The sequence below is a fragment of the Lentilactobacillus parabuchneri DSM 5707 = NBRC 107865 genome, from assembly GCF_001435315.1.
GTDB classification, from domain to species: domain Bacteria; phylum Bacillota; class Bacilli; order Lactobacillales; family Lactobacillaceae; genus Lentilactobacillus; species Lentilactobacillus parabuchneri.
Genome location: NZ_AZGK01000003.1, coordinates 1 through 20,593 on the forward strand (window position 1 = coordinate 1; position 20,593 = coordinate 20,593).

The window sequence follows — 20,593 nt, forward strand, 5'->3', positions numbered from 1 at the left end:
CGTGAGCTGAGACTTTTGTCCCAGCCTCTTTTATATTTTAAAATAAGTTACTAATCATCATCGTTCATTTTAACGGTGTCGTTCAGCTTCTTGGCCTGATAGAAATCAGGGAAAACGTGGGCGGTTTTGATTCCCCAGTAGTAAAACGCCAGGGATGCCAAGGCAATGACAACGAAGTCCCATGGATAATGGATCCAGTTGATGCCATTGAACTCGGCGCTGCCAATATATGACATGATCGAAATAAAGATCAGATAAATAATCATCCACATACTGGAGTAAAACGCCTTTCTGGTATCAACGTAACCAGCTCGATATTCATAGTAAAAGTAAAATGGTAGGCCGATCAAAATGACCAGAATGACTTCAACGGTTGTTGGCCACATTGCCCAATAAATGGCCAGAGAGGCCAAGACAAATGAAAGTGGGGCCATCCAGCCAAGATTCTTTAATTTGACCGGACGCTTGAAGTTAGGCGCCAATTTCCGGAAGGCAACCGCGGTCACCGGACCGGTTAAATAAGCGATTAATGTCGACGTTGAAATAACGGTTGCCAACGTTGACCATGACCTGAATACGGAAACCATCAGCATACTAAGTACGAGGTTGACGATCATCGCAACTCGCGGGATGCCGTACTTTTGATTGATTTTACCGATAAAGCTTGGAATATGTTGATTGCTTTCCATGGCGTACAAGGCGCGGCCAGTGGAAGCAGCAAATGACACGCCGGTTCCGACTGGCGAAACAAAGGCGTCCATGTACAACAGAACGGATAACCAGCGAATGCCCAACATAATCGCTAAATCAGCGAACGGCGAGTTAAAATCAAAACCACTCCAACCGGTTGACGCAAGCGTTGACGGCTTCATAGATGTGATGTAAGTGCTTTGAAGCAGAATGTAAATAATCCCACTGATCAGCAATGAAATAAAAATACCACGACCGATATTTTTCCGAGATTTTTTGATTTCGCTTCCCATATTGATCACGGTCTGAAATGCGTTAAATGAAAAGATAATCCCGGCGGCCGACGTTGCGGCGAAAATCGGAGCCGAACCATATGGCATAAACTCGTGAACAGAGTGACCGTAGTTTTGCGGATAAAATCCTGACACGGTCAGCATGATAATTGTTAGGGCAGGAACCCCGATTTTTAGAATTGATATTAAACTGGTGAAGCTGGTTAACAGTTTAACGGACCAGAAATTTAAGAGGGTGAATACTAAGATAAATACGAAAACAACCATTAAGCCGGACGTGGTGATCGCACCGTTTTTCAAAAACGCGTGGGTCCAGTTCGCCCATGACCACGGCCAGGAACTCATATACTGAACAGCGGCGACGGCTTCAATCGGAATTAACGTGATTAATGAAATCCAGTTGGCCCATGATGCAATGAACCCCAAAAGTGGCCCGTGTGAATATTGGGCATAGCGGCTCATTCCGCCAGCCTCGGGAAACATTGCGCCGATTTCGACATAGTCATAAGCGATTGCCGCAATCACGACGCCACCAATGACCCAAGAAATAATCGCTGCCGGGCCGGCAATCTTAGTTGCTTCCCATGATCCGAAAAGCCAGCCGGAACCAATCAGTGATCCCAGTGTCAGCATGACAAGTTGAAAAAGTCCAATCTTTGTTGTGTTTTTTGAATCCATGTATACCTCCTGTTAGCAATGACAACTAGTTTACCAAAGATAAAAATGATTGCAAATGATTGAAAACGGACAACCGCGGGCTATGGTTGTCAAAACAGGGGGTTGGGGAAATTTGATGGATTTTGAAATTTCACAAATATTGCAAAAAAACACCCAAATTTTGGGTGCTTAACAATGAATCGATCACAGATTATTTTTGGGATGCATTATTATCGGATTTGGACTGACCGTTTGCTGGTGAACCTGAGTTACTGTTTTGACCAGGTAATTCTTTTGTGCTGTCTTTAGGTCCTTCAGTTTCTTTAGGTTGTATTTTATCAGAAGTTGACTTATCTTCTTTGACTGGCTCAGGAGCAGGAGTAACAGCGTTTGAGCCGGTACCAATTTTGATTTGTGACCAATCGACATATCCCGAAATCTTACCATCAGCCGTTTTAATCATAACTTGCTTGTGGCCATCATGAGGGTCATTTAAGGCAATCAAAATTTTAGTTCCCTTTTTTACACGTGCTGCAAGAACTTGAGAAGCTGGTTTACCGGTGTTGTCTTTTGAATCCCATGTTTGGTGGTAGACCCAACTTGTATCGGCAATCTCGCCTTCAGTATAGGTATCGAAGGCATGCTCAGAATCCGGCTGAGCAGCTCGTTTCTTTTCAACTTTGTTAGTCACCTTGCTTTTTCCTGAAACAACTGTACTTGGTTGGGAAGGATACGAGGAAATGCTTGAAGTGCTTTGAGAACTTTGACTAGCAGAATTTGCTGGTTTTACCGTATTTACACTATTAGAAGCCCCTGAAGCGGCAGGTGTTGATTGTGATGACGCAATACCAGGTTTGGCGTCACCGTTAGTGATTGGTGTAACCTTACCACCCTTATTTTTGATCAACTTAACACTGTTTTTGTTGATCCAGCCGCTAATTTTGCCACCTTTGACAAAGTAATAAATGGTTCCGCTCTTAACTTTCATGTGGCGAAGGGTGGTTAAGACCAATCCCTTTTTATGGGAGATTCGGTATTTAATTTTAGAATTTTTGGAAGTCTTATATGGTTTGTTCCAAATAATTCCCTTACCGTTTTTTAACCCAACTTTGTGGTGAGCCATCGCCTTGTTCCAAAGAACCTTTTGATAAGCCTGGTGATGACTGGCTGAAGCGTTGGACGAAACGCCCCCTAAAACACCCAAAGAAATTAGTGAAGCCAACGCAATTCTAGATAATCTCATAAAATATACTCCTCCAAAAATATTGTTTGCAGTTATTTGCAACAGGGTAAATTATATGGGGCATTAATTAAAAATGGGGTTAAATTTCGTGAATATTTCATGAGTATTGGATAAAATGTATTTAATAAAACATCTAAAAAATAAAAACCGTACCAAAAAATATCCCGTTATGGTAAAATAAAAAAGCAGGTTACCCTGCCATTTTTATTCGTGGTGTTTGTTCTTTGAATTGTCCGTTTCAGTCAATCGATTAGACATCCGTTCGACTTGATCCACAATCGTAATAAATGAATTAACGTTTTTATTGTATTCAGAGTCGATTTTGGTAAGATGTTCCTCATAATCCGTCCGCAGCCGTTTCAGACGCTCAAATGTGGCGTTGATTTGATTTAATCGGTTACGCAGCATTTTTAAGTTTGCAACGGTTGGGGTCAAATAGTCTGGATTATTTCCTTTGACATTCAAGTAGCCAACATAATCAAATGTGTCGAGGTCCAATTCGGGTTCGGAAAGGACTGTCAGGCCACCGTCCAGTAAGGCTTTATTGCCACTGAGATTGGTCAAAACAAGCGACTTTCCTGTATCCATATTGACGACCTTAACGTATCCATATGAACTTTCGTTAACGTCGGCACTTACCGTGTAGCCAAGGCTGAATATCAGCTGCAAGGCGTCATTTTGAGGCGCGGTAAATGTATTGGTTAAAAAGTTCTTTTGGTAAATTTTTAAGACTTTTTTGATTGCTAAATTTGGTCTTAGTTTTCGCGGCATATCATCACACTCCCGTCCTTACATACATATTATACTGTGCCACAAGTTAAAAATGGGTTTAAAGGGGCTAAATTTCTATTTTCTTCAACATTTATTTAGATATTCATCTAATTATTCTTCAATCATAATCGCATTGATACCTTTTCCGGCTAAAACTCGAGAAGCATTATACGGACCAAGTCCCTTACGGAATGTGATGTAGACTTTTTTATCCTTTGGAATCTCATCAATTCGGTCACGTAGTTCTGATAATGGGATGTTCAGGGTGGGGGTGATGGAACCGGCCACCGGTTTGCCAGCCTCTCGGATATCTAAAAATGCCGCATGAGCTAAGTCATCTGGAGAAATCGCTTCTGCTTTAATCGTGGCAGTTGTATTTGTAAGCTGGTTAATGGCGACATATCCCGCAATGTTCAAGACATCTCGGGTCGATGAGTAAGGCGGCGAATAAGGAATTTCCAGGGAAGGCAAATCAAACGCCGTTAAATTACCGGTAATTGCGACGGACAATTCGGCAATCCGCTTATCAATCCCGTTTCGACCAACAGCTTGACCGCCCAGAATTTTACCGGTTTTATCTTCGTAAATTAATTTGAAGTTCACTCGATCAGCATTTGGATAGAAATAAGCTCGGTCAAAAGGTGTGATGAAGACGGTCTTGTAATTCGTAATCCCAAGTTGCTGTAAAGTTTGCTCTGTAAAGCCAACGAAACTGGCAGTTAAATCAAAGAACTTTGATACGCCAGCACTAATAAAGCCTTTGTATTCTAAGGAACTTCCATTTAAGATATCGGCCAATAAATGACCCTGCCGATTTGCAGCACTCGACAGCAAGCTTGGAATGGGCTTGCCGGTAATTAAACTCGTCGTCTCGATCACATCGCCAATCGCGTAGATATCGGGTAGATTTGTCTGCAGATGATGATCAACGATCACGTGGCCATCATCAGACAGGTTAATGCCAGCAGCCCCTGCGATTTCACTATTTGGTTGAACACCTGTGCCTAAAAACAGCATGTCTGTTTCATGAATTGTTCCATCGGCTAAAACGAGGGTATGACCGTTATCGCGGATCTCGTCGACCGTTTCATTAAGGATGACATGAACGCCTTGTTTGTGCAATTCTTCGGCAACAATATCCGTAATTTCCGGATCAAATGGCGAAGCAACGTGTCCGGACTGCTCGACGATTGTCACGTCAATATTGTTATCGACGAGTGCTTCTGAAACTTCGATTCCAATTGAACCGGCCCCCAGGACCGTTGCGTGTTGCGGGTGCTTTTCGTCAATAAACGCTTTGATCTTATCTGCATCGGTCACGGCTCGTAGAACAAACGCGTTATCTGCGTCATGAATACCCTTAATTTCGGGGAATGTTGGACTGGCTCCTGTTGCAATGATCAACTTGTCATAAGACTCACGATAAGTTTCCCCCGTTTGAAGGTTTTTGACGTCAACATTTTTGTCGGCGGAATTAATCTTGGTCACTTCATTAAATAATCGAACATCAATATTATTTTTCTGCTTTAAAATTTCTGGGGTTCGTTCGATTACTGCGGACCGATCCTTGATCAGGCCACCCAAGTAATAAGGCAGGGCACAACTGGCAACAGAAATTGCCGCGCCACGTTCAAGGATAATAATTTCAGCATTTTCGTTTATTCGACGAAGTCTGGTGGCAAATGAAGGCCCACCGGCAATTCCACCAATAACTAGTACTTTCATAGTTGATTCTCCTCTCGGATTACAGCGCTTACATATACTAATTTAATCATACCTTGTTGGGGAATAAGGTCAACAAATTGCCCCCTAAATATAGCCATGAAAAAAGACCACCAAAGAACACAGTTGTCCTTCGATGATCTATATGGGTGATAGTTGATTTAATCCTTTGGAAATGGAATATATGGCTTATTGTCTGTGTTCGTTCGAATGACCATGACGTCACACTTGGCATTTCTGTCAACGAATGATGACACTGATCCTTCTAAAACACGTTGTAGCCGACTCATACCGGTTGCGCCGATGATGATTAAGTCAGATTTGTGGTCTCTTGGGAATTCCATTGAAATAACAGTCTTTGGATTACCGAAACGAATGTGAATTTGAATGTCGTCAAGACCCGATTCTTTTTTAATCCGGTCAACGAGTTTGTTCAAATAGTCCGTGGTATCTTCAACAAGATTGTTGATGACATCGCCGTCTACCATTCCGCCGTAGTTATAACCGTATTGTTGTGTGCTCAGAACATGAAGTACGTCCAAATGAGCATCGTTATTTTTTGCAAATTGTGCGCCCTTTGCCAATGCGTCCTCTGACTGACTAGACCCATCGACCGGTACTAAAATGGTTTTATAATTGGATTCCATGAAGAAACCTCCCACAAATTAATTTAAGTTCATTATATCACTAATTTTTCTTTGTCATAACGTCTGAAAACCAAATATTATGGCTTACTTGGAATGGTGAATTCGGCAGTTGCCAGGATGTGTCCGCGCATTGCGTCTTGCAGTTCGTTCAACCAAAAGCCGTCTTTTAACGGTAATTCGGCGTCCAATGCAAACATTGATAAATGATAGTTGTGAACTTTATCCGGTGGGTTGGGTCCGTTATAATGCCACGCAGTTTTAACGTCTTTGTTACCAATCATGCCGCCTGCCGTGCTGTTTCTGCCCTGAACCATTGGCACCTTCAACGTTTGACTGTTGTCTTCCGGAATTTCGGTGACGGTTGGTGCGATATTGGCAGCAATCCAATGGATCCATGGAAAGCCACTGACTGGTACGGCATCCCAATCCAAAAAGGTGAGTGCCAAAGATTTGGCTTCTTCCGGGACACCGTTAATTTTAATTGGAAACGAGACAATTGGTTTGCCGTCCACGATGTCGGCAGCTGCCGCATACTTCGCGTATTTGTCTGCTAAGAGACCCTTTGTAAGTGGTACTTGAATGTCCATGGTCATCCCTCCTTAAGTCCATGATATGTCTTTTACGTTGAGATTAAAATAATCTGTTTTTTAAATTATTTGATGAAACGTAAGATGAAATAGCCCTGACCGTTTGACGTAATTGTATAATTCACATAGCCGGCTTTGAGCCACTGCTGTTTAGTCGCATTTGCCCAATTCTTGGCGTCTTGAACCGAGGCAAAGGTATGGGTGCTGGCAAATTGGTCGGGCGCCTTCTGGGGCTTGGCAGGTTTGTTGCTCTTAATGCCATTGAGTAGATTTTGCTCTTGTGAACGAACCGATTGGTTTTGTTCCTCATTGATTGTCGTTTGGAACTGGGAACGTTCTTTGGGTGACAGTCCGCCGTCACTGGCGTCTTTGAGCTTGTTGCTAAACGCGTTCACCCGATTTTTTTCAACTTGACTCGTCAGTGCACCCTTGTCACTTTTTCCGGTTAAAGCCTTTTCGGACTTGTTGATGGTTTTGCTAATCTCGTTTGTGGAATTACTCTTAGACCGGCCATTACCGGACGTTAACAACCAACTGACAGACAGGGCAAGGGCAATCCCGATAACCAAAATTAAGAGTGCCAACCACCAGCCGCTATATTGTTTCTTGTGTTGACGGCGCCGATTCTCTTCAGAATTGAAGTCGTATTTTTTGTATTGTGGTTCATTGTCATGCCTATTCAAATCAATACCTCATTTAGATTCTATTATTGCATATTAATCTAGTTGAATATATTATAACAGATAGCGAAAATCTTGTATTTTTAAACCACAAAGGATGGCCAATATGGATGATGTGTATGTAAAACAATTTTCCCAACTGACAACAAACGAACTCTTCGATATTTATAAGCTCAGGGTAGCAGTCTTTGTGGTCGAACAAAAATGTTACTACCAAGAAGTTGATGACGACGATAAGATTTCCTACCACTTGATGTTTAAAGACGCGCGTGGGCAATTAACCGCTTATGCACGGATTATCCCTGAAGAAAATCGGACGGTTGCCCGAATCGGACGAGTGGTCGTCGATCCCCAAAGCCGTGGCGGTGGTCACGGAAGAAGACTCGTCGATCAAGCATTGGCTCAAATTCCACAATTAATGCCCAAAGCCAGTAAAATTGTTTTGGCAGGTCAACAATATCTCAATCAGTTTTATCAATCATTTGGTTTTAAAAATGTTAGTGACGTTTATTTGGAAGACGGCATTCCCCACATTGACATGGAGAAGCTGATCTAAATTAGATTGACAAGTGTTTTCAGTATATTATAATTATTTCAACGAATGAATCTTTAACTCTGGTCCCGTGAGGCTGGTAAGAGGACGATATTGAACGAGTGAAGGCTCGAAAATGTCTGTCGGCTTGCCGGCGGGCATTTTTTTGTGCGGTTCGAGGTGCAGTGGTGACATAAAGATTTAAATTTAAATGAGGGTGGCAAATATATATGGCAGACAAAAATGAATTTCACGACGATCGGGCGATTCTAGATATCCATGACATGCCGAAGTTCTTCCCGTGGGTTGGGTTGTCACTTCAACACATGTTTTCGATGTTTGGTTCGACAGTGATTGTCCCGTTATTGGTCGGGTTGAGTCCAAGCATTGCGTTGTTTGCGTCAGGTGTCGGAACGCTACTTCACATTATGATTACCCAGCGGAAGATTCCGGCCTACATGGGATCAAGTTTTGCATTTATCACACCGATGTTGGCGTTAATGAAGACGACCGGCTATCCTGGAATCGCTCAGGGAGTTATTGGTGTCGGAATTGTGTATATGATTGTGGCGGCGATTATCTGGGGCATCGGATCGGACTGGGTGGACCATATTTTACCGCCGATTGTGGTTGGACCGATTGTGATGGTGATTGGTCTGTCACTGGCTGGTAGCGCAGCACAAGATGCCATGATGAAAAATGGCCATTACAGTCTGCTATACTTCTCAATTGCACTGGCAACGTTATTCTTAGCAATTATTTTTAACATGTTATTTAAAGGCTTTATTGGTCTAATTCCAGTGTTATTGGCGATTGTTTGTGGGTATTTGATTTCGGTATTCTGCGGAATCGTTGATTTACACGCGATTGCAACTGCACCCTGGTTCAAAATTCCGGCCTTTGATATTCCCGGAATTGATTACAAATTTCACATTGATTGGGCGGCAATTTTAGCCATCACCCCAATTGCCTTCGTCACGATGACTGAGCATATGGGACACATCATGGTGCTGGACGAATTAACCGGTCGGGACTTCTTCAAGGACCCTGGCTTGAATCGAACGCTTGCCGGTGATGGTGCCGCTTCATTGTTTGCCGGTTTGGTTGGGGCGCCAGCCATGACCAGTTACGGTGAAAACATTGGCGTTATGGCCATTACCAAGATTCACAGTGTTTATGTATTGATGGGAGCGGCCATGTTCGCGATTTTATTTGCCTTCGTCAATAAATTAAACGTTTTGATTATGCAAATGCCGATGCCGGTTATTGGCGGAATCAGTTTTCTCTTGTTTGGAACAATTGCGACAGCCGGAATTCAGGTTATGGTGGAAAATAAGGTTGACATGGGTCTCAAGCGAAACCTGATGATTGCCTCAACGGTAATGGTCGTTGGTGTCGGAAATGCCTATTTGCAAATTGGCCACTTTCAATTTACTGGATTGGCATTCGCCACAATTATTGGGATTGTGCTCAACCTGGTATTGCCACAAAAGGCTGCCAGCGAGCGGGAACATGATCAAAAGATGGCAGATAAGGCGGCCGAAGAAGAAAAGCAGCGACTGCTTCATCAACGCAATTTGCATAAGTAATCAACATTTTGTAAAGTAGTCCCAAGCATAAAGGGAGGGATAGCCATGATTGATCCACAAAAGCAGCCACAAATTGCTTATAAGCACGCCGTTTCCAACGAGGATTTTGAACTCGCCAAACGGTTATTCATTGAATATTCCCAGTCGCTGGGATTTGACCTCAGCTTTCAAGACTTTTCCGATGAGTTAAATGATTTATCAAACAGGTACAGTCAGCCGGGCGGTGATTTAATTTTAGCGTACGTTGATCATCAGTTGGCTGGTGCAGTTGCCGTACATCCATTTGAACCCGGAATTGCGGAAATGAAACGACTCTACGTGAGGGATGCTTTTCGACAATTGGGCATTGGTCAAGAGCTGGTTGCCCGAATTTTGGTAAGTGCCAAAAGCCTCGGGTATGATGCAATTCGCTTGGATACTTTAAAATCCATGCAGGGCGCATTAAAAATTTACCGGGCGGCTGGTTTTAAGGCGATCGATCCGTATCGGTTTAATCCCTTGGATGGTGCGGAGTATATGGAATTACGTTTCGACGAAATTTAGACTGTTGGATAATACACTTGTTTATAAAATAATGGGCTGAAACACAAGCATCGTTGCTTGTGTCCAGCCCATTTTTTTATTTAGTGTTATTCGTTTAATACCCCGTTGCTTATCACATTAATGCTTCAAGTCTAACCGGGGTCGTGTCACGCGCGCAGATACACACCTTGGTTTCTTTGCATTGATTGTGCCAGCAATGCGAGAAGCATTGGGACGATTATGGCAATAGAAACTTTAACCATGACGCCTTCGATTCCTGCCTGCTCGGCGATATCCAGCAGTGCGCCGTGCAGATACATGATGATCATCGTGTGTTTACCAATCGTTGATAAGAATAAACTAATTGGCAATCGACTGGTCAAATACGAGATGCCCATGACCCCAAATGAGAAGATGAGGGGAATCGTTGCCAACATCAGGATTTTTGGCTCCGATGATTCAATCAAGTGAGACTTCATTGAGAATCTGAAGTCAAAGTTATGATTGATGTAAAGGCCCATCAAAGCGACCGCAGCAGTTACCAGCACGCCGATCGAAGCCGGCTTTTCAATCCATTTCCAATTGGTGTGGAAGAATAAGTAACCGACATAGGTGAAGAAAGCCGCAATCAGAACAATGTCGGCATTCCACGGCAACGTTTGATACTGATACAAGTTCGACCAGTCAATTTTGTCGTAGCAAGTTGCCACAAACAAACCGCCAGAAACGATTCCCAACTGAAGCCAGCGTGATTTAACGGTCGAAATGAGCAGCGTCACTGCCGTAATTGACAGCAGGTAAACGTTGACGAACCAAAATGTACTGGTATAGTGGTTCAGCGTTCTTCCGCCGACCAGCAGCCGGGAGAGGTAATCGATCAGGTACTGCCAGTCTTTGTTATAAAGGATGCTGTACAAGAGGATTAATCCAATTCCGGCCGAAAAGTAAATTAAAAGATCCTTGTAAATTCGTTTGTTAAAAAACTTTTTCCATTGTTCAAATGTATTTGTTGTAAGTGGTTTTAAGAAGAAGCCGCCAATAATGAAGAATAATGGCATGTGCCACCAGTAGATGATATCAGTTGCCTTCCCACTGGCCATTGCGTGACCAAAAACCACCGCAATGATGCCATATGCCTTGGCGATGTCAATCCATTCAATTCTCTTTTTCAGCATAATGTTCTTTCGATCACCGTCCTTAATTAACTATCTGTATGAACTTTATACATTATCAAGCTTAAGTCAGGCTTAAAGCAAAAATACAGTCTGCAACGCAAAAAGAGCAAAGGCACATGGCCTCGGCTCTTAGCGGGTCGAACGTTATTGAACACTTTCGATAAAGTGCTGAAAAATGCGGTTTTTGGTAATCTTGCCAACAACTTTTGTCTGGTTGTCCTGGTCGACTACCGGAAGTGAATCAACTTTTCGCTCCAGCAATAGTTTCCCGGTTTCGATCACAGACATGTCTGGTGTGACCGTAAAAATATTAGGCATCCGTGTCATCACGGTGCTGGCTAACGTGAGTGATGCATTAGTATTATTCAAGGTTGCCCTGAGCAAATCCTTTCGAGAAATCAGGCCAACTAATTCATTTTGGTCGCCAACAACGTACAACGAGCCAACATCTTCAATGAATAAAGTATTAACGGCTTCGGTGAGGGTCGCATCTTCTCTGATCTCCGTCGGTTTTTGCAAAATGCGTTGGATGGGCTCTTGATAAAGCTTTTGATAACTCAAAGACTTGGCTGGGGAATCATTAAACGTGTAGCCAACTTTGGGCTTGGCTTCGAGAATTCCGAATGCCGTTAATAATCGCAGGTCCGATCGAATTGTCGGCATGCTCAGTTTCAGCTCAGCGGAAATCTGCTTACTGGTGATTGGGCTGTCCTTTTTAACAATAGCGATAATTTGATTTTGGCGAGGGGTAAGTTTCAAGGTCGTCGCTCCAAACGTTTTGATTTAGTGGTCCGTACCATTCAAATAGATTCTAACATACAACGTTCTATATGTATCCAATAAAACGTGTTATTTGACAAAATCTAGCAAATAAAATATTTTTTGGAGGTCTGAAAATCCCAGCAGATCAATTGTTTTGAAAGTTGCAATAAAACGTTCTATAAAATTTAATTTGCATTAATAAGACGTATCATATATGATATACGCATCAAATGAAATGTGTAATTGATTTTAGAAAGGACGTCATTATATGAAATACATCTATCGATTCGAAGAAGGCAACAAAGATATGCGACGCTTGCTCGGTGGAAAAGGTGCCAACTTAGCCCAGATGACCACATTGGGCTTTCCAGTTCCGGATGGGTTTACGATCACCACTGAAGCATGCCAGGCGTTCTATGATAACAACAATCAATTAAATGACGACACATTAACTCAGATTGAAGCGGCAATTGCCCAACTGAGTGAAAAAGTGGGCAAACAGTTCAATAGTCCAACCAATCCATTATTAGTGTCAGTTCGTTCCGGGGCAGCAATTTCGATGCCGGGGATGATGGACACGATTTTAAATATCGGTTTAAATGATCAAACGGTCGAAGTTTTGGCTAACATGACTGACAATCGCCGATTTGCTTATGACAGCTACCGCCGTTTACTGGCGATGTTTGGAAACGTGGTCTATGAGATCCCTGAAGGTGTTTTCGATCAGGTCCTAGAGGATGTTAAAACAACGCACAACTATCAATCCGATTTGGACTTAACCGTCTCTGACTTGAAGGAGATTGTCGATCAATTCAAGGATCTTTATGTTGGCAAGGCAGGAAAGGTCTTTCCTCAAGATCCTAAAGAACAATTATTAGCGGCGGTCAACGCCGTCTTTGAATCCTGGAATAATCACCGAGCCCAGGTCTATCGTCGTGAAAATCACATCGCCAGTGATTTAGGTACGGCCGTCAACATTCAGATGATGGTCTTTGGAAATGCCGGTGAGGATTCCGGAACCGGGGTTGCCTTTACCAGAAACCCGGCAACCGGCGAAAACAAATTATTTGGCGAGTATTTATTAAATGCTCAAGGAGAAGACGTTGTCGCCGGTATTCGGACGCCACAGCCAATTAGTACGTTGGCGGACACAATGCCCGACTTATACAACGAATTTGCTGCAATCGCTAAAAAGCTCGAATTTTACTACCGTGATATGCAGGACTTGGAGTTCACGATCGAACACGGGACATTGTATATGCTTCAAGCAAGGGATGGCAAACGGACGCCAACAGCCGCCGTTAAAATTGCCGTTGACCTGGTTGATGAGGGACTGATTTCTCAAACTGAAGCGCTTTTGCGAATTAATCCCGATTCAGTGGGCGCGATTCTTTATCCTGAGTTTGATGAAGCAGAACTGGATCAAAATACCGTTGCTGCAAGTGGGCTACCCGCATCGCCAGGGGCGGCGTCTGGACAAATCTATTTTACGGCTGAATCAGCCAAAGCGGCGCATGATGATTTGGAACAACAAGTTATTTTGGTTCGTCAGGACACGTCTCCTGAAGATATTGAAGGCATGGTCATCAGTGAAGCCATCGTTACTTCACGAGGCGGGATGACGTCTCACGCGGCAGTTGTTGCCCGCGGGATGGGGACACCTGCCACGGTTGGCGTCAATGGCCTTCAGGTGGATTATCAAAACCGAGTAGCGACGATCTCCGGTGAGCAGTTGAATGAGGGCGACTGGATTTCGGTTGACGGCACCAACGGAAATATTTATATCGGCCAGATTAAAACCAACGATACCAAGGTCAATGATAATTTATCGACGATTTTAGAGTGGTCCAAACAGGAAAGTGACATGGGCGTCTATGCCAACGCGGACACGCCGGCTGATTTTGCCCAAGCCCTTAAATTTGGGGCAGACGGCATCGGCTTAACCCGAACGGAGCACATGTTCTTCAAACCGGAACGATTGTTGGAGATGAGACGGTTAATCATTGCTGAAGACGCAAAAGAACGTGAGGCGCCATTGGCTGAATTAGCCAAAATGCAACAGGGTGACTTTTACGAATTGTTTCGCCTCTCCGAAGGTCGCTCAGTGACCATCCGTCTCCTGGATCCGCCGTTGCACGAATTTTTACCGCACGACGAGAAAGAAATCCAAAAGGTTGCTGATCAGCTAAATATTGATCCAACTTATCTGGCGCGCCGTGTTGATGCCCTGAAGGAAATCAACCCAATGCTGGGCCACCGTGGTGACCGATTAGCCGTCACCTTCCCGGATATTTACGAAATGCAGGTTCGTGCCATTATTGGGGCCGCATTGGACTTGCTTGATCAAGGACTGATTATTGAGCCGCATATCATGATTCCACTCACCGGATCCAAGGCTGAGATGAAGTGGGTTCGAGAAGTGGTCGTGAACCAAGTTGAACAACTATTTGCAAAAAAGGGTGCCAAACTTGAATATACAGTTGGAACAATGATGGAAATTCCGCGTGCCTGCTTAACGGCTGATAAAGTCGCAGAAGTATCGGACTTCTTCAGCTTCGGGACGAATGATTTAACCCAGTTGACCTATGGTTTTTCCAGGGATGACGTCGGCTCCTTTATGCCAGAATATATTAAAAAGGGGATTCTACCCGCCGACCCATTCCAGACAGTGGACGTTGACGGCGTCGGTGAGTTGATGAAGATGGCGGTGGAAAAGGGCCGTTTTGCTAAACCCAATCTGCCGATTGGCGTGTGTGGCGAAATTGGTGGTGATCCAAAATCAATTGAATTCTTTGAAGCAATTCACGTGTCGTATGTGTCCTGCTCGCCGTTTAGAGTTCCGGTTGCCAAATTAGCGGCTGCCCAAGCCCACATTAAGCTCAACAAGAAAAAAGACGTGATGGCGAATTTAGTTAAGAATTAGTATGTATGAAAAAAGATCGCCGGTGCAAAGTCGGCGGTCTTTTTTAGATGCTATCGGTTAAAAGAAGTCTCTAGGTCCATGAGGTCCTCGAGGTCCACCATGAGGTCCTCCGTGAGGGCCGCCAAAAGGTGGTCGGCCGAATGGTCCGTGGTGGCCGTGTCCGTGTGGTCCCCAAGGCTCTTCATCACGGTCAGGAAGTTTGCTCTTAAGTGAGTTGTTTAACTTATCCATCAGGTCGTTAAGTTGGGTTAATTCTTCATCAGATAAACCTTCAAAGATCTCGTCTAACAAATCATCGGCTGAGTCGTCTTCTTGAATTAACTTCTTTCCTTCATCTGTGATTGCCACATTCGTCACGCGTTTGTCGTTCTCGTCAGGGGTGCGGGTGATCAGGCCACGTTCCTCTAATTTGGCCAACAGTTCCGTGAGTGAGGATGGGCGGATGTCCATAATTTCAGCGAGTTGGCTTTGAATCAAAGTGCCTTTTTTTGCCAAAATGACTAGGGCTCGGTTTTGTCCCCGTAAGTGGTAAGGCCGTTCTTGGTGTCGGGCCAGGCGTTGAGTGCCGTGCATGAAGCCAAAGAACTTGCCGAGTAATGCTCTTTTATCGTTTGTCATATTAATTCTCCTTTGAATGTTTTACTTAGGTACCTAACAATATGAAGTATACACGGAAAAATTCAGAAGGCAAGGAAAATGTTTCGGTACCTAACTAGATAAAAAATACGCGTTATATTTTCAACTGTAATTCCACTAAAGGCATGAGATGCAGGTAAAAAATGTAAATACTTGTAAACTTGACCGGATGTTTTTACACTAAGAGCAGAAATAAATGAATGGTTGCTGGGGAGACTAAATGGCGTAAAACGTTTACATTTCATATGTAAGGGCTTACAATTAGTAACCGTTCATTAAATTATATTCCCTGGGGAGGGACGTATCTTGAGAGCAAGACATTTGAGTACATTTTTTATTTTCTTCTTTGGTGCATTAGGGGGCCTTTTATTTGGATTTGATACCGGTATTATTTCTGGTGCCTCACCATTGATTGAAAGTAATTTCAATTTAGGAACTGCACAGACTGGCTTCATTGTCTCTTCAGTTTTGATTGGTTCGTCTGTTGGTGCCTTATCGATCGGGTCATTGTCTGATCGATACGGGCGGAAGCGGTTGTTGGTTTTTGCTTCGATTCTATTTTTAATTGGATCTGGGCTGTCGATGTTTGCACAAGGATTTGTTTCGATGGTCATCGCCCGAATTATTTTAGGCTTTGCCGTAGGATCTGCTTCAGCTTTGACACCGGCATATTTGGCTGAATTAGCTGACGCACCGCACCGAGGCTCACTTGGCACGATGTTTCAGTTGATGATTACTTTAGGGATTCTGTTGGCCTATGTTTCCAACTTGGGATTCCTGCACCACAACTTATTAGGCTTACGTGACTGGCGTTGGATGCTCGGGTCGGCTTTGATTCCAGCGCTGATGCTGTTCATCGGTTCAATCATTTTGCCTGAGTCTCCTCGTTACCTGGTTGAAAAAGGTGATATTGATGAGGCCCGTGACGTCTTGCATGAACTTCGTGCGAAGACTAATGAGGACCCTGATAAAGAATTGGCCGACATCCAAACGGTTGCCAATCAACCAAAGGGTGGCTTAAAAGAGCTGTTCACGGTTGCCCGTCCGGCCGTGATTGTTGCGATCTTACTGATGTTACTGCAGCAATTAGTTGGGATTAACTCAGTTATTTACTTCTTGCCACAAGTCTTTATTAAGGGCTTTGGATTCCCTGAAAGCAATGCAATTTGGATTTCAGTTGGAATCGGAGTTGTGAACTTTCTTTGCACCATCTTGGCGTACAACATCATGGATCGGTTCAACCGGAAGACGATCTTGCTATTCGGATCAATCGTGATGGCACTTTCAATTGGCATCCTTTCAATTTTAAACTTTACGTTGAAGGTTCAAGACGCCGCTGTCCCAACCATGATTTTAATTGGGATCTACATCTTCGGTTTCGCCGTTTCATGGGGTCCAATTTGCTGGTTAATGATTGGTGAAATTTTCCCATTGAACGTTCGTGGTGTCGGAACCTCAATTGGTTCAGCTGCCAACTGGATTGGAAACTTCATTGTTTCACAATTCTTCTTGGAATTACTCCACATGTTTAACAATAACGTCGGTGGTCCATTCGCCGTCTTTACATTCTTCGCCATCGTTTCAATCTTCTTTGTCATCTTCATGGTCCCAGAAACCCGTGGGAAGACGTTGGAACAAATTGAAATGGATATGCGAAAGAACGCTGCTTTAAAAGCGGCTGCCAAGTCTGCTGCCCAGGCTAAGTAAGCTGCGTTTGCAATGAAAAAAGCCTCGAGAATTTTCTCGAGGCTTTTTTGGTCGCGGTAAGTTAATCGACGCACAGACGTTTAATCGCTTCAGCGTAGATATCCATTGCTTTAAACATACTTTTCAGTTCCCAGTTTTCATTGACTTGATGCATGAAATCGGGCGTTCCCGGCAACATTGCACCATAGGCAACACAATTGTTCATGGTCCGGGCAAACGTGGCACCACCGGAAATTTGTGGCTGAGTATCATCTCCGGTGAGGTCCTTATACGTGGCCATCAGGGTTTTAACCAAGTGGCTGTCAGTTGGGACGTAGAGTGGGGCAACGTAGTCAAAAGCTTCGTAGTGTAATCCGTAAGGTTCAGCGGCTTTCTTAAGTTGCTCAATCAGCTCGTCGTGATCAACGGTTACTGGAATTCGCATATCGACTTGCATTCGGGTCTCGTCCTTGGTGATCTTCAAGCTGGAAATGTTGACGGTCAAATGGCCGGATGCTTCATCTTCGACGTCACCCAACAAATTGGTGCCGGTTGCGTCTTCTTTAAATTTCTTGCCAAAGAAATCAAGCACTTTGTTTGGGAAAACATCATCTAAGGCAATCGCCAATCGTAACACTGCATTGGTGCCTTGAGGGGCATTCATGGCGTGAACGGCTTTACCAACAACTGTAATCCCGTCCGATCCATGATCCTCGTATTCAAATCCGTGCTTGTCAAGACTTGCCTTGACTTCCGCTAACTTGGGACCATTGTAAGGTGCCTTGGCAGGAACAGCGTTGAAGGCATTTTCGAGTTCGAGTGAAAGTTCGTCCATTCCTGGTCCAACCAAGTAGGACTGCTCAAGGCCTTTTTCTGCGTAAATCAACGGGAATTCTGCATCTGGTGCAATCCCAAAATCAATTGGGGATTCTTTCTCATTATAAACGGCGATGCCGCGCCAGAGGGTTTCCTCGTCAGTGCCAAAGATAAAACGAATTCGGCAGTTAAACTTGTAACCGCGGTCAACTAGAGCTTTGACAGCAAACATCGCGGCCATTGACGGCCCTTTGTCGTCTTGGGTTCCACGGCCATAAATATAACCATCCTTAACAGTAGCGTGGAACGGATCGGTGTCCCAATCATTTGGATCGCCGGCAGGAACAACATCAACGTGGCCGATGATTCCAAAGATTTTATCGCCGGATCCAATTTCAGCATAACCATAGTGGCCTTCAGGATCTTTGAACGTCTTGAAGCCATTTTCTTCGGCAATCTTCAAAACTTCGGTCAGTGCGTCATCAATCCCTTGTCCAAATGGTGTGGTTTTGGAAACGGTTTGGGGATCGTTGGCTGAAGGCTTGCTGACAAGACGTTTTAAACCTTCAACGGCGGCATTCTGTTCGGTTTCAGTAACTAATTTTTCTGACATGTTTGTTGTGCCTCCTAAGTTGTATTGTTTATGAACTTATTTTTTGAAATGAGTTTCTTTGAGCTGTAATCCGCACCTAAGCCAACTTCCGGTGAAATCAAGGTAGATTTCTGTGAAAGTTGGCTTAGCTGATGAGTAAATGCTTGTCGAGCTAAACTTGCTCCGACGACCGCAAACGAAGTGTAGCGTCTAGTCCTTTGGACGACAGGCCTGATGCTAACTTCTAAGCCAGCTTTGATTCAAACCCAAAGGCGGGGTTTAAACCAAAACTGCCTTAGAAACCGCATCACCCAGCCCTCGTCGCACTCTTTAAATAACCGCCATCACTCCCAAGAATATTGCAGTGGCTAAGAACAAGTAGATCATCAGTTTGAACATGAATTTCCACCACGTTGTGATATTGACGTGCGCGATCGTTAACGCACCCATTACGACACCCGAAGTTGGGGTAATCAGGTTTACCCAGCCGGATGCACTTTGGTATGCTGTTACGACCAAGCTTGGATCAACGCCCGCAAACTTACCCATTGGTCCGATGATTCCCATAGTCGCAGCTGCAAGGCCCGACGTTGATGGAATCAAGAAGGACATTGGGATGTAAAAGACGTACGCCAAAATGATGAAGACAACTGAACCGAGGTTGGATAATCCCATTTCACCCCAGTGCAGAACCGTTGCGGTAATGTTTCCGTCATTCATAACGACTTGAATTCCACGCGCAACGGCAACAACGATCGCAACGCCCATGAAGTCGCTCATTCCCGCTAAGAATGATTCAATAAACGTTGACTCCTTCATTTTGAAGACAAACATCACAACGATTGCCATCAAGAAGAAGAGGGTGGTGATTTCGGTAAAGTACCAGGAACCAAACGGTGTTAAGTTTGACCCGATCAAGCTTCCCAGGAACGGAACGCCTTGGAGCCATTTAGTGAAGCTGGTAAAGAATGTCCAGTTCTTGTTAATTTGGTCCCATGGGATGAGCCCCATGATCATAATTAAGAAGGTCAATCCAAACATCCAAAGAACGGCTTTTTGACGGCCGGTCATTTTGGTACCGGGCTGGTCTTCATGGTTCAATGCGAACCGTTTCAGATCTTCCTCGCGCTGCTCAAAGACATAGGATCTTGACGGATCCTTTTCAATCTTCGCAGCGTATTGATAAACAAACAGGATACTAATTGTCACGACGATGACAAACAGAACCGCCCGGGAAATAATACCGTCACCGGGTGAAATGTGAAGGGTTTGAGAGGCAACACCGGTCGCAAACGGGTTAACCGTTGAGGCCAAGCAACCGACTTGAGAACCAACCAAGACGATCGAGACCGCAACCAGCGAGTCAAATCCCACACCAATCATGACTGGAATCAATAGTGGATAAAAGGCGATGGTTTCTTCAGCCATCCCATAAGTTGATCCACCAAGGGCAAACAAAATCATCAGTAAGGGAATTAAAACTTTTTCCTTGCCTTTATACTTTGAAACAACGGTGGCAATTCCATCATCAAGGGCTTTTGTCTGGTTGACAACGCCCAAGAATCCACCAATTACCAAGATAAACAAAGAAACAGAGATGGCACCTTCAGTGGTGTCGTTTCCGACCATTCCATAGATCGGGGCTGAAAAGACGTCCCAAATACCTTGAGGGTTAGAGGCAACCGCCTTATAAGTATGGGCAATAATGTTGCCGGCTTTATCAGTCGAGTACTGCCCAGCTGGAATGATCCAAGTTAAAATTGCAACGAATATAATAATCAGAAATAAGATCGTGTACGCTGAAGGCATCTTAAATCTTTTTTTCTTTGGTGTTGTTTGTTGATTTTGCATCATGTTCACTTCCTTTTCTTTTACTGACTTAAGTTTACAAAAAAACTATAAAGAATCTGTGAAGAAATTTCGAATTATTTTCATAAGTTTAAGTTATTCTAAATTTCACAATCACAAGACTTTATAGAATCCCCTCCATGCCCTCATTATAAATAAGAAGGTATAAAAATTACAAAGAAAGTGCTTTCAAATTCTCTAATAATTCATACTAATTGGTGA

The 20,593-nt window shown here is 43.9% G+C and carries 17 protein-coding genes; 5 read left to right on the top strand and 12 right to left on the bottom strand.

Features of this window, described 5'->3' with window-relative positions:
* Window positions 1–50: 50 nt before the first annotated feature.
* The 7 genes from FC51_RS03920 to FC51_RS03950 all read right to left on the bottom strand — a co-directional run bounded on the left by FC51_RS03920 (window position 51) and on the right by FC51_RS03950 (window position 7,293).
* On the bottom strand, window positions 51–1,661 hold the full coding sequence (locus tag FC51_RS03920) for an APC family permease (protein WP_057910870.1): 1,611 nt from the start codon (window positions 1,659–1,661) through the stop codon (window positions 51–53).
* A gap of 190 nt (window positions 1,662–1,851) precedes the next feature.
* Window positions 1,852–2,883: an SH3-like domain-containing protein gene (locus FC51_RS03925; RefSeq protein ID WP_057910871.1), complete on the bottom strand. Its 1,032-nt coding sequence runs from the start codon at window positions 2,881–2,883 to the stop codon at window positions 1,852–1,854.
* Window positions 2,884–3,087: 204 nt separating this feature from the next.
* On the bottom strand, window positions 3,088–3,654 hold the full coding sequence (locus FC51_RS03930) for a hypothetical protein (RefSeq protein ID WP_057910872.1): 567 nt from the start codon (window positions 3,652–3,654) through the stop codon (window positions 3,088–3,090).
* 111 nt (window positions 3,655–3,765) lie between these two features.
* Window positions 3,766–5,379, bottom strand: a complete 1,614-nt coding sequence (locus FC51_RS03935) for an FAD-dependent oxidoreductase (RefSeq protein WP_057910873.1) — start codon at window positions 5,377–5,379, stop codon at window positions 3,766–3,768.
* Window positions 5,380–5,537: 158 nt separating this feature from the next.
* A complete protein-coding gene (locus tag FC51_RS03940; protein ID WP_057910874.1) occupies window positions 5,538–6,023 on the bottom strand; it encodes a universal stress protein in 486 nt (161 codons plus the stop codon).
* A 77-nt stretch (window positions 6,024–6,100) separates the two neighbouring features.
* A complete protein-coding gene (locus tag FC51_RS03945) occupies window positions 6,101–6,610 on the bottom strand; it encodes a YbhB/YbcL family Raf kinase inhibitor-like protein (RefSeq protein ID WP_057910875.1) in 510 nt (169 codons plus the stop codon).
* Window positions 6,611–6,675: 65 nt separating this feature from the next.
* Entirely contained in the window at window positions 6,676–7,293 is a 618-nt protein-coding gene (locus FC51_RS03950; RefSeq protein ID WP_057910876.1) for a hypothetical protein, read from the bottom strand.
* Window positions 7,294–7,396: 103 nt separating this feature from the next.
* Between FC51_RS03950 and FC51_RS03955 the strand changes: the two genes are divergently transcribed.
* The 3 genes from FC51_RS03955 to FC51_RS03965 all read left to right on the top strand — a co-directional run bounded on the left by FC51_RS03955 (window position 7,397) and on the right by FC51_RS03965 (window position 9,954).
* Entirely contained in the window at window positions 7,397–7,846 is a 450-nt protein-coding gene (locus FC51_RS03955; protein ID WP_057910877.1) for a GNAT family N-acetyltransferase, read from the top strand.
* A 206-nt stretch (window positions 7,847–8,052) separates the two neighbouring features.
* Window positions 8,053–9,411, top strand: a complete 1,359-nt coding sequence (locus FC51_RS03960) for a uracil-xanthine permease family protein (protein WP_057910878.1) — start codon at window positions 8,053–8,055, stop codon at window positions 9,409–9,411.
* 45 nt (window positions 9,412–9,456) lie between these two features.
* Window positions 9,457–9,954 carry a GNAT family N-acetyltransferase gene (locus FC51_RS03965; protein WP_225355068.1) on the top strand — a complete coding sequence of 166 codons (498 nt, stop codon included), beginning with the start codon at window positions 9,457–9,459 and terminating at the stop codon, window positions 9,952–9,954.
* Between the two features lie 146 nt (window positions 9,955–10,100).
* On the opposite strand, the gene FC51_RS03970 is transcribed toward FC51_RS03965, so the two are convergent.
* Together FC51_RS03970 and FC51_RS03975 are read right to left on the bottom strand one after the other, a co-directional pair.
* Window positions 10,101–11,108 carry an acyltransferase family protein gene (locus tag FC51_RS03970; protein ID WP_057910879.1) on the bottom strand — a complete coding sequence of 336 codons (1,008 nt, stop codon included), beginning with the start codon at window positions 11,106–11,108 and terminating at the stop codon, window positions 10,101–10,103.
* Between the two features lie 144 nt (window positions 11,109–11,252).
* Window positions 11,253–11,867 carry a CBS domain-containing protein gene (locus FC51_RS03975; RefSeq protein WP_057910880.1) on the bottom strand — a complete coding sequence of 205 codons (615 nt, stop codon included), beginning with the start codon at window positions 11,865–11,867 and terminating at the stop codon, window positions 11,253–11,255.
* A 271-nt stretch (window positions 11,868–12,138) separates the two neighbouring features.
* Between FC51_RS03975 and ppdK the strand changes: the two genes are divergently transcribed.
* Window positions 12,139–14,793: a pyruvate, phosphate dikinase gene (ppdK, locus tag FC51_RS03980; RefSeq protein ID WP_057910881.1), complete on the top strand. Its 2,655-nt coding sequence runs from the start codon at window positions 12,139–12,141 to the stop codon at window positions 14,791–14,793.
* 57 nt (window positions 14,794–14,850) lie between these two features.
* On the opposite strand, the gene FC51_RS03985 is transcribed toward ppdK, so the two are convergent.
* Window positions 14,851–15,411, bottom strand: coding sequence for a MarR family winged helix-turn-helix transcriptional regulator (locus FC51_RS03985; protein ID WP_057910882.1), 561 nt, complete (start codon window positions 15,409–15,411; stop codon window positions 14,851–14,853).
* A gap of 324 nt (window positions 15,412–15,735) precedes the next feature.
* Between FC51_RS03985 and FC51_RS03990 the strand changes: the two genes are divergently transcribed.
* Window positions 15,736–17,136, top strand: a complete 1,401-nt coding sequence (locus tag FC51_RS03990; protein ID WP_057910883.1) for a sugar porter family MFS transporter — start codon at window positions 15,736–15,738, stop codon at window positions 17,134–17,136.
* Window positions 17,137–17,197: 61 nt separating this feature from the next.
* Here FC51_RS03990 and FC51_RS03995 read toward each other — a convergent pair whose 3' ends face one another.
* Both FC51_RS03995 and FC51_RS04000 read right to left on the bottom strand, forming a co-directional pair.
* Window positions 17,198–18,544: a M20 family metallopeptidase gene (locus FC51_RS03995; protein ID WP_057910884.1), complete on the bottom strand. Its 1,347-nt coding sequence runs from the start codon at window positions 18,542–18,544 to the stop codon at window positions 17,198–17,200.
* Between the two features lie 309 nt (window positions 18,545–18,853).
* Window positions 18,854–20,374, bottom strand: a complete 1,521-nt coding sequence (locus FC51_RS04000) for a YfcC family protein (protein ID WP_057910885.1) — start codon at window positions 20,372–20,374, stop codon at window positions 18,854–18,856.
* Window positions 20,375–20,593: the final 219 nt, after the last annotated feature.

What these genes read in the sequence shown, in the direction of transcription:
- FC51_RS04000 (WP_057910885.1), bottom strand. Translation starts at nt 20,374, where the DNA reads ATGCAAAATCAACAAACAACACCAAAGAAAAAAAGATTTAAGATGCCT.
- FC51_RS03985 (WP_057910882.1), bottom strand. Translation starts at nt 15,411, where the DNA reads ATGACAAACGATAAAAGAGCATTACTCGGCAAGTTCTTTGGCTTCATG.
- FC51_RS03940 (WP_057910874.1), bottom strand. Translation starts at nt 6,023, where the DNA reads ATGGAATCCAATTATAAAACCATTTTAGTACCGGTCGATGGGTCTAGT.
- FC51_RS03925 (WP_057910871.1), bottom strand. Translation starts at nt 2,883, where the DNA reads ATGAGATTATCTAGAATTGCGTTGGCTTCACTAATTTCTTTGGGTGTT.
- FC51_RS03970 (WP_057910879.1), bottom strand. Translation starts at nt 11,108, where the DNA reads ATGCTGAAAAAGAGAATTGAATGGATTGACATCGCCAAGGCATATGGC.
- FC51_RS03955 (WP_057910877.1), top strand. Translation starts at nt 7,397, where the DNA reads ATGGATGATGTGTATGTAAAACAATTTTCCCAACTGACAACAAACGAA.
- FC51_RS03930 (WP_057910872.1), bottom strand. Translation starts at nt 3,654, where the DNA reads ATGCCGCGAAAACTAAGACCAAATTTAGCAATCAAAAAAGTCTTAAAA.
- FC51_RS03920 (WP_057910870.1), bottom strand. Translation starts at nt 1,661, where the DNA reads ATGGATTCAAAAAACACAACAAAGATTGGACTTTTTCAACTTGTCATG.
- FC51_RS03965 (WP_225355068.1), top strand. Translation starts at nt 9,457, where the DNA reads ATGATTGATCCACAAAAGCAGCCACAAATTGCTTATAAGCACGCCGTT.
- FC51_RS03935 (WP_057910873.1), bottom strand. Translation starts at nt 5,379, where the DNA reads ATGAAAGTACTAGTTATTGGTGGAATTGCCGGTGGGCCTTCATTTGCC.
- FC51_RS03960 (WP_057910878.1), top strand. Translation starts at nt 8,053, where the DNA reads ATGGCAGACAAAAATGAATTTCACGACGATCGGGCGATTCTAGATATC.
- FC51_RS03995 (WP_057910884.1), bottom strand. Translation starts at nt 18,544, where the DNA reads ATGTCAGAAAAATTAGTTACTGAAACCGAACAGAATGCCGCCGTTGAA.
- FC51_RS03945 (WP_057910875.1), bottom strand. Translation starts at nt 6,610, where the DNA reads ATGGACATTCAAGTACCACTTACAAAGGGTCTCTTAGCAGACAAATAC.
- ppdK (WP_057910881.1), top strand. Translation starts at nt 12,139, where the DNA reads ATGAAATACATCTATCGATTCGAAGAAGGCAACAAAGATATGCGACGC.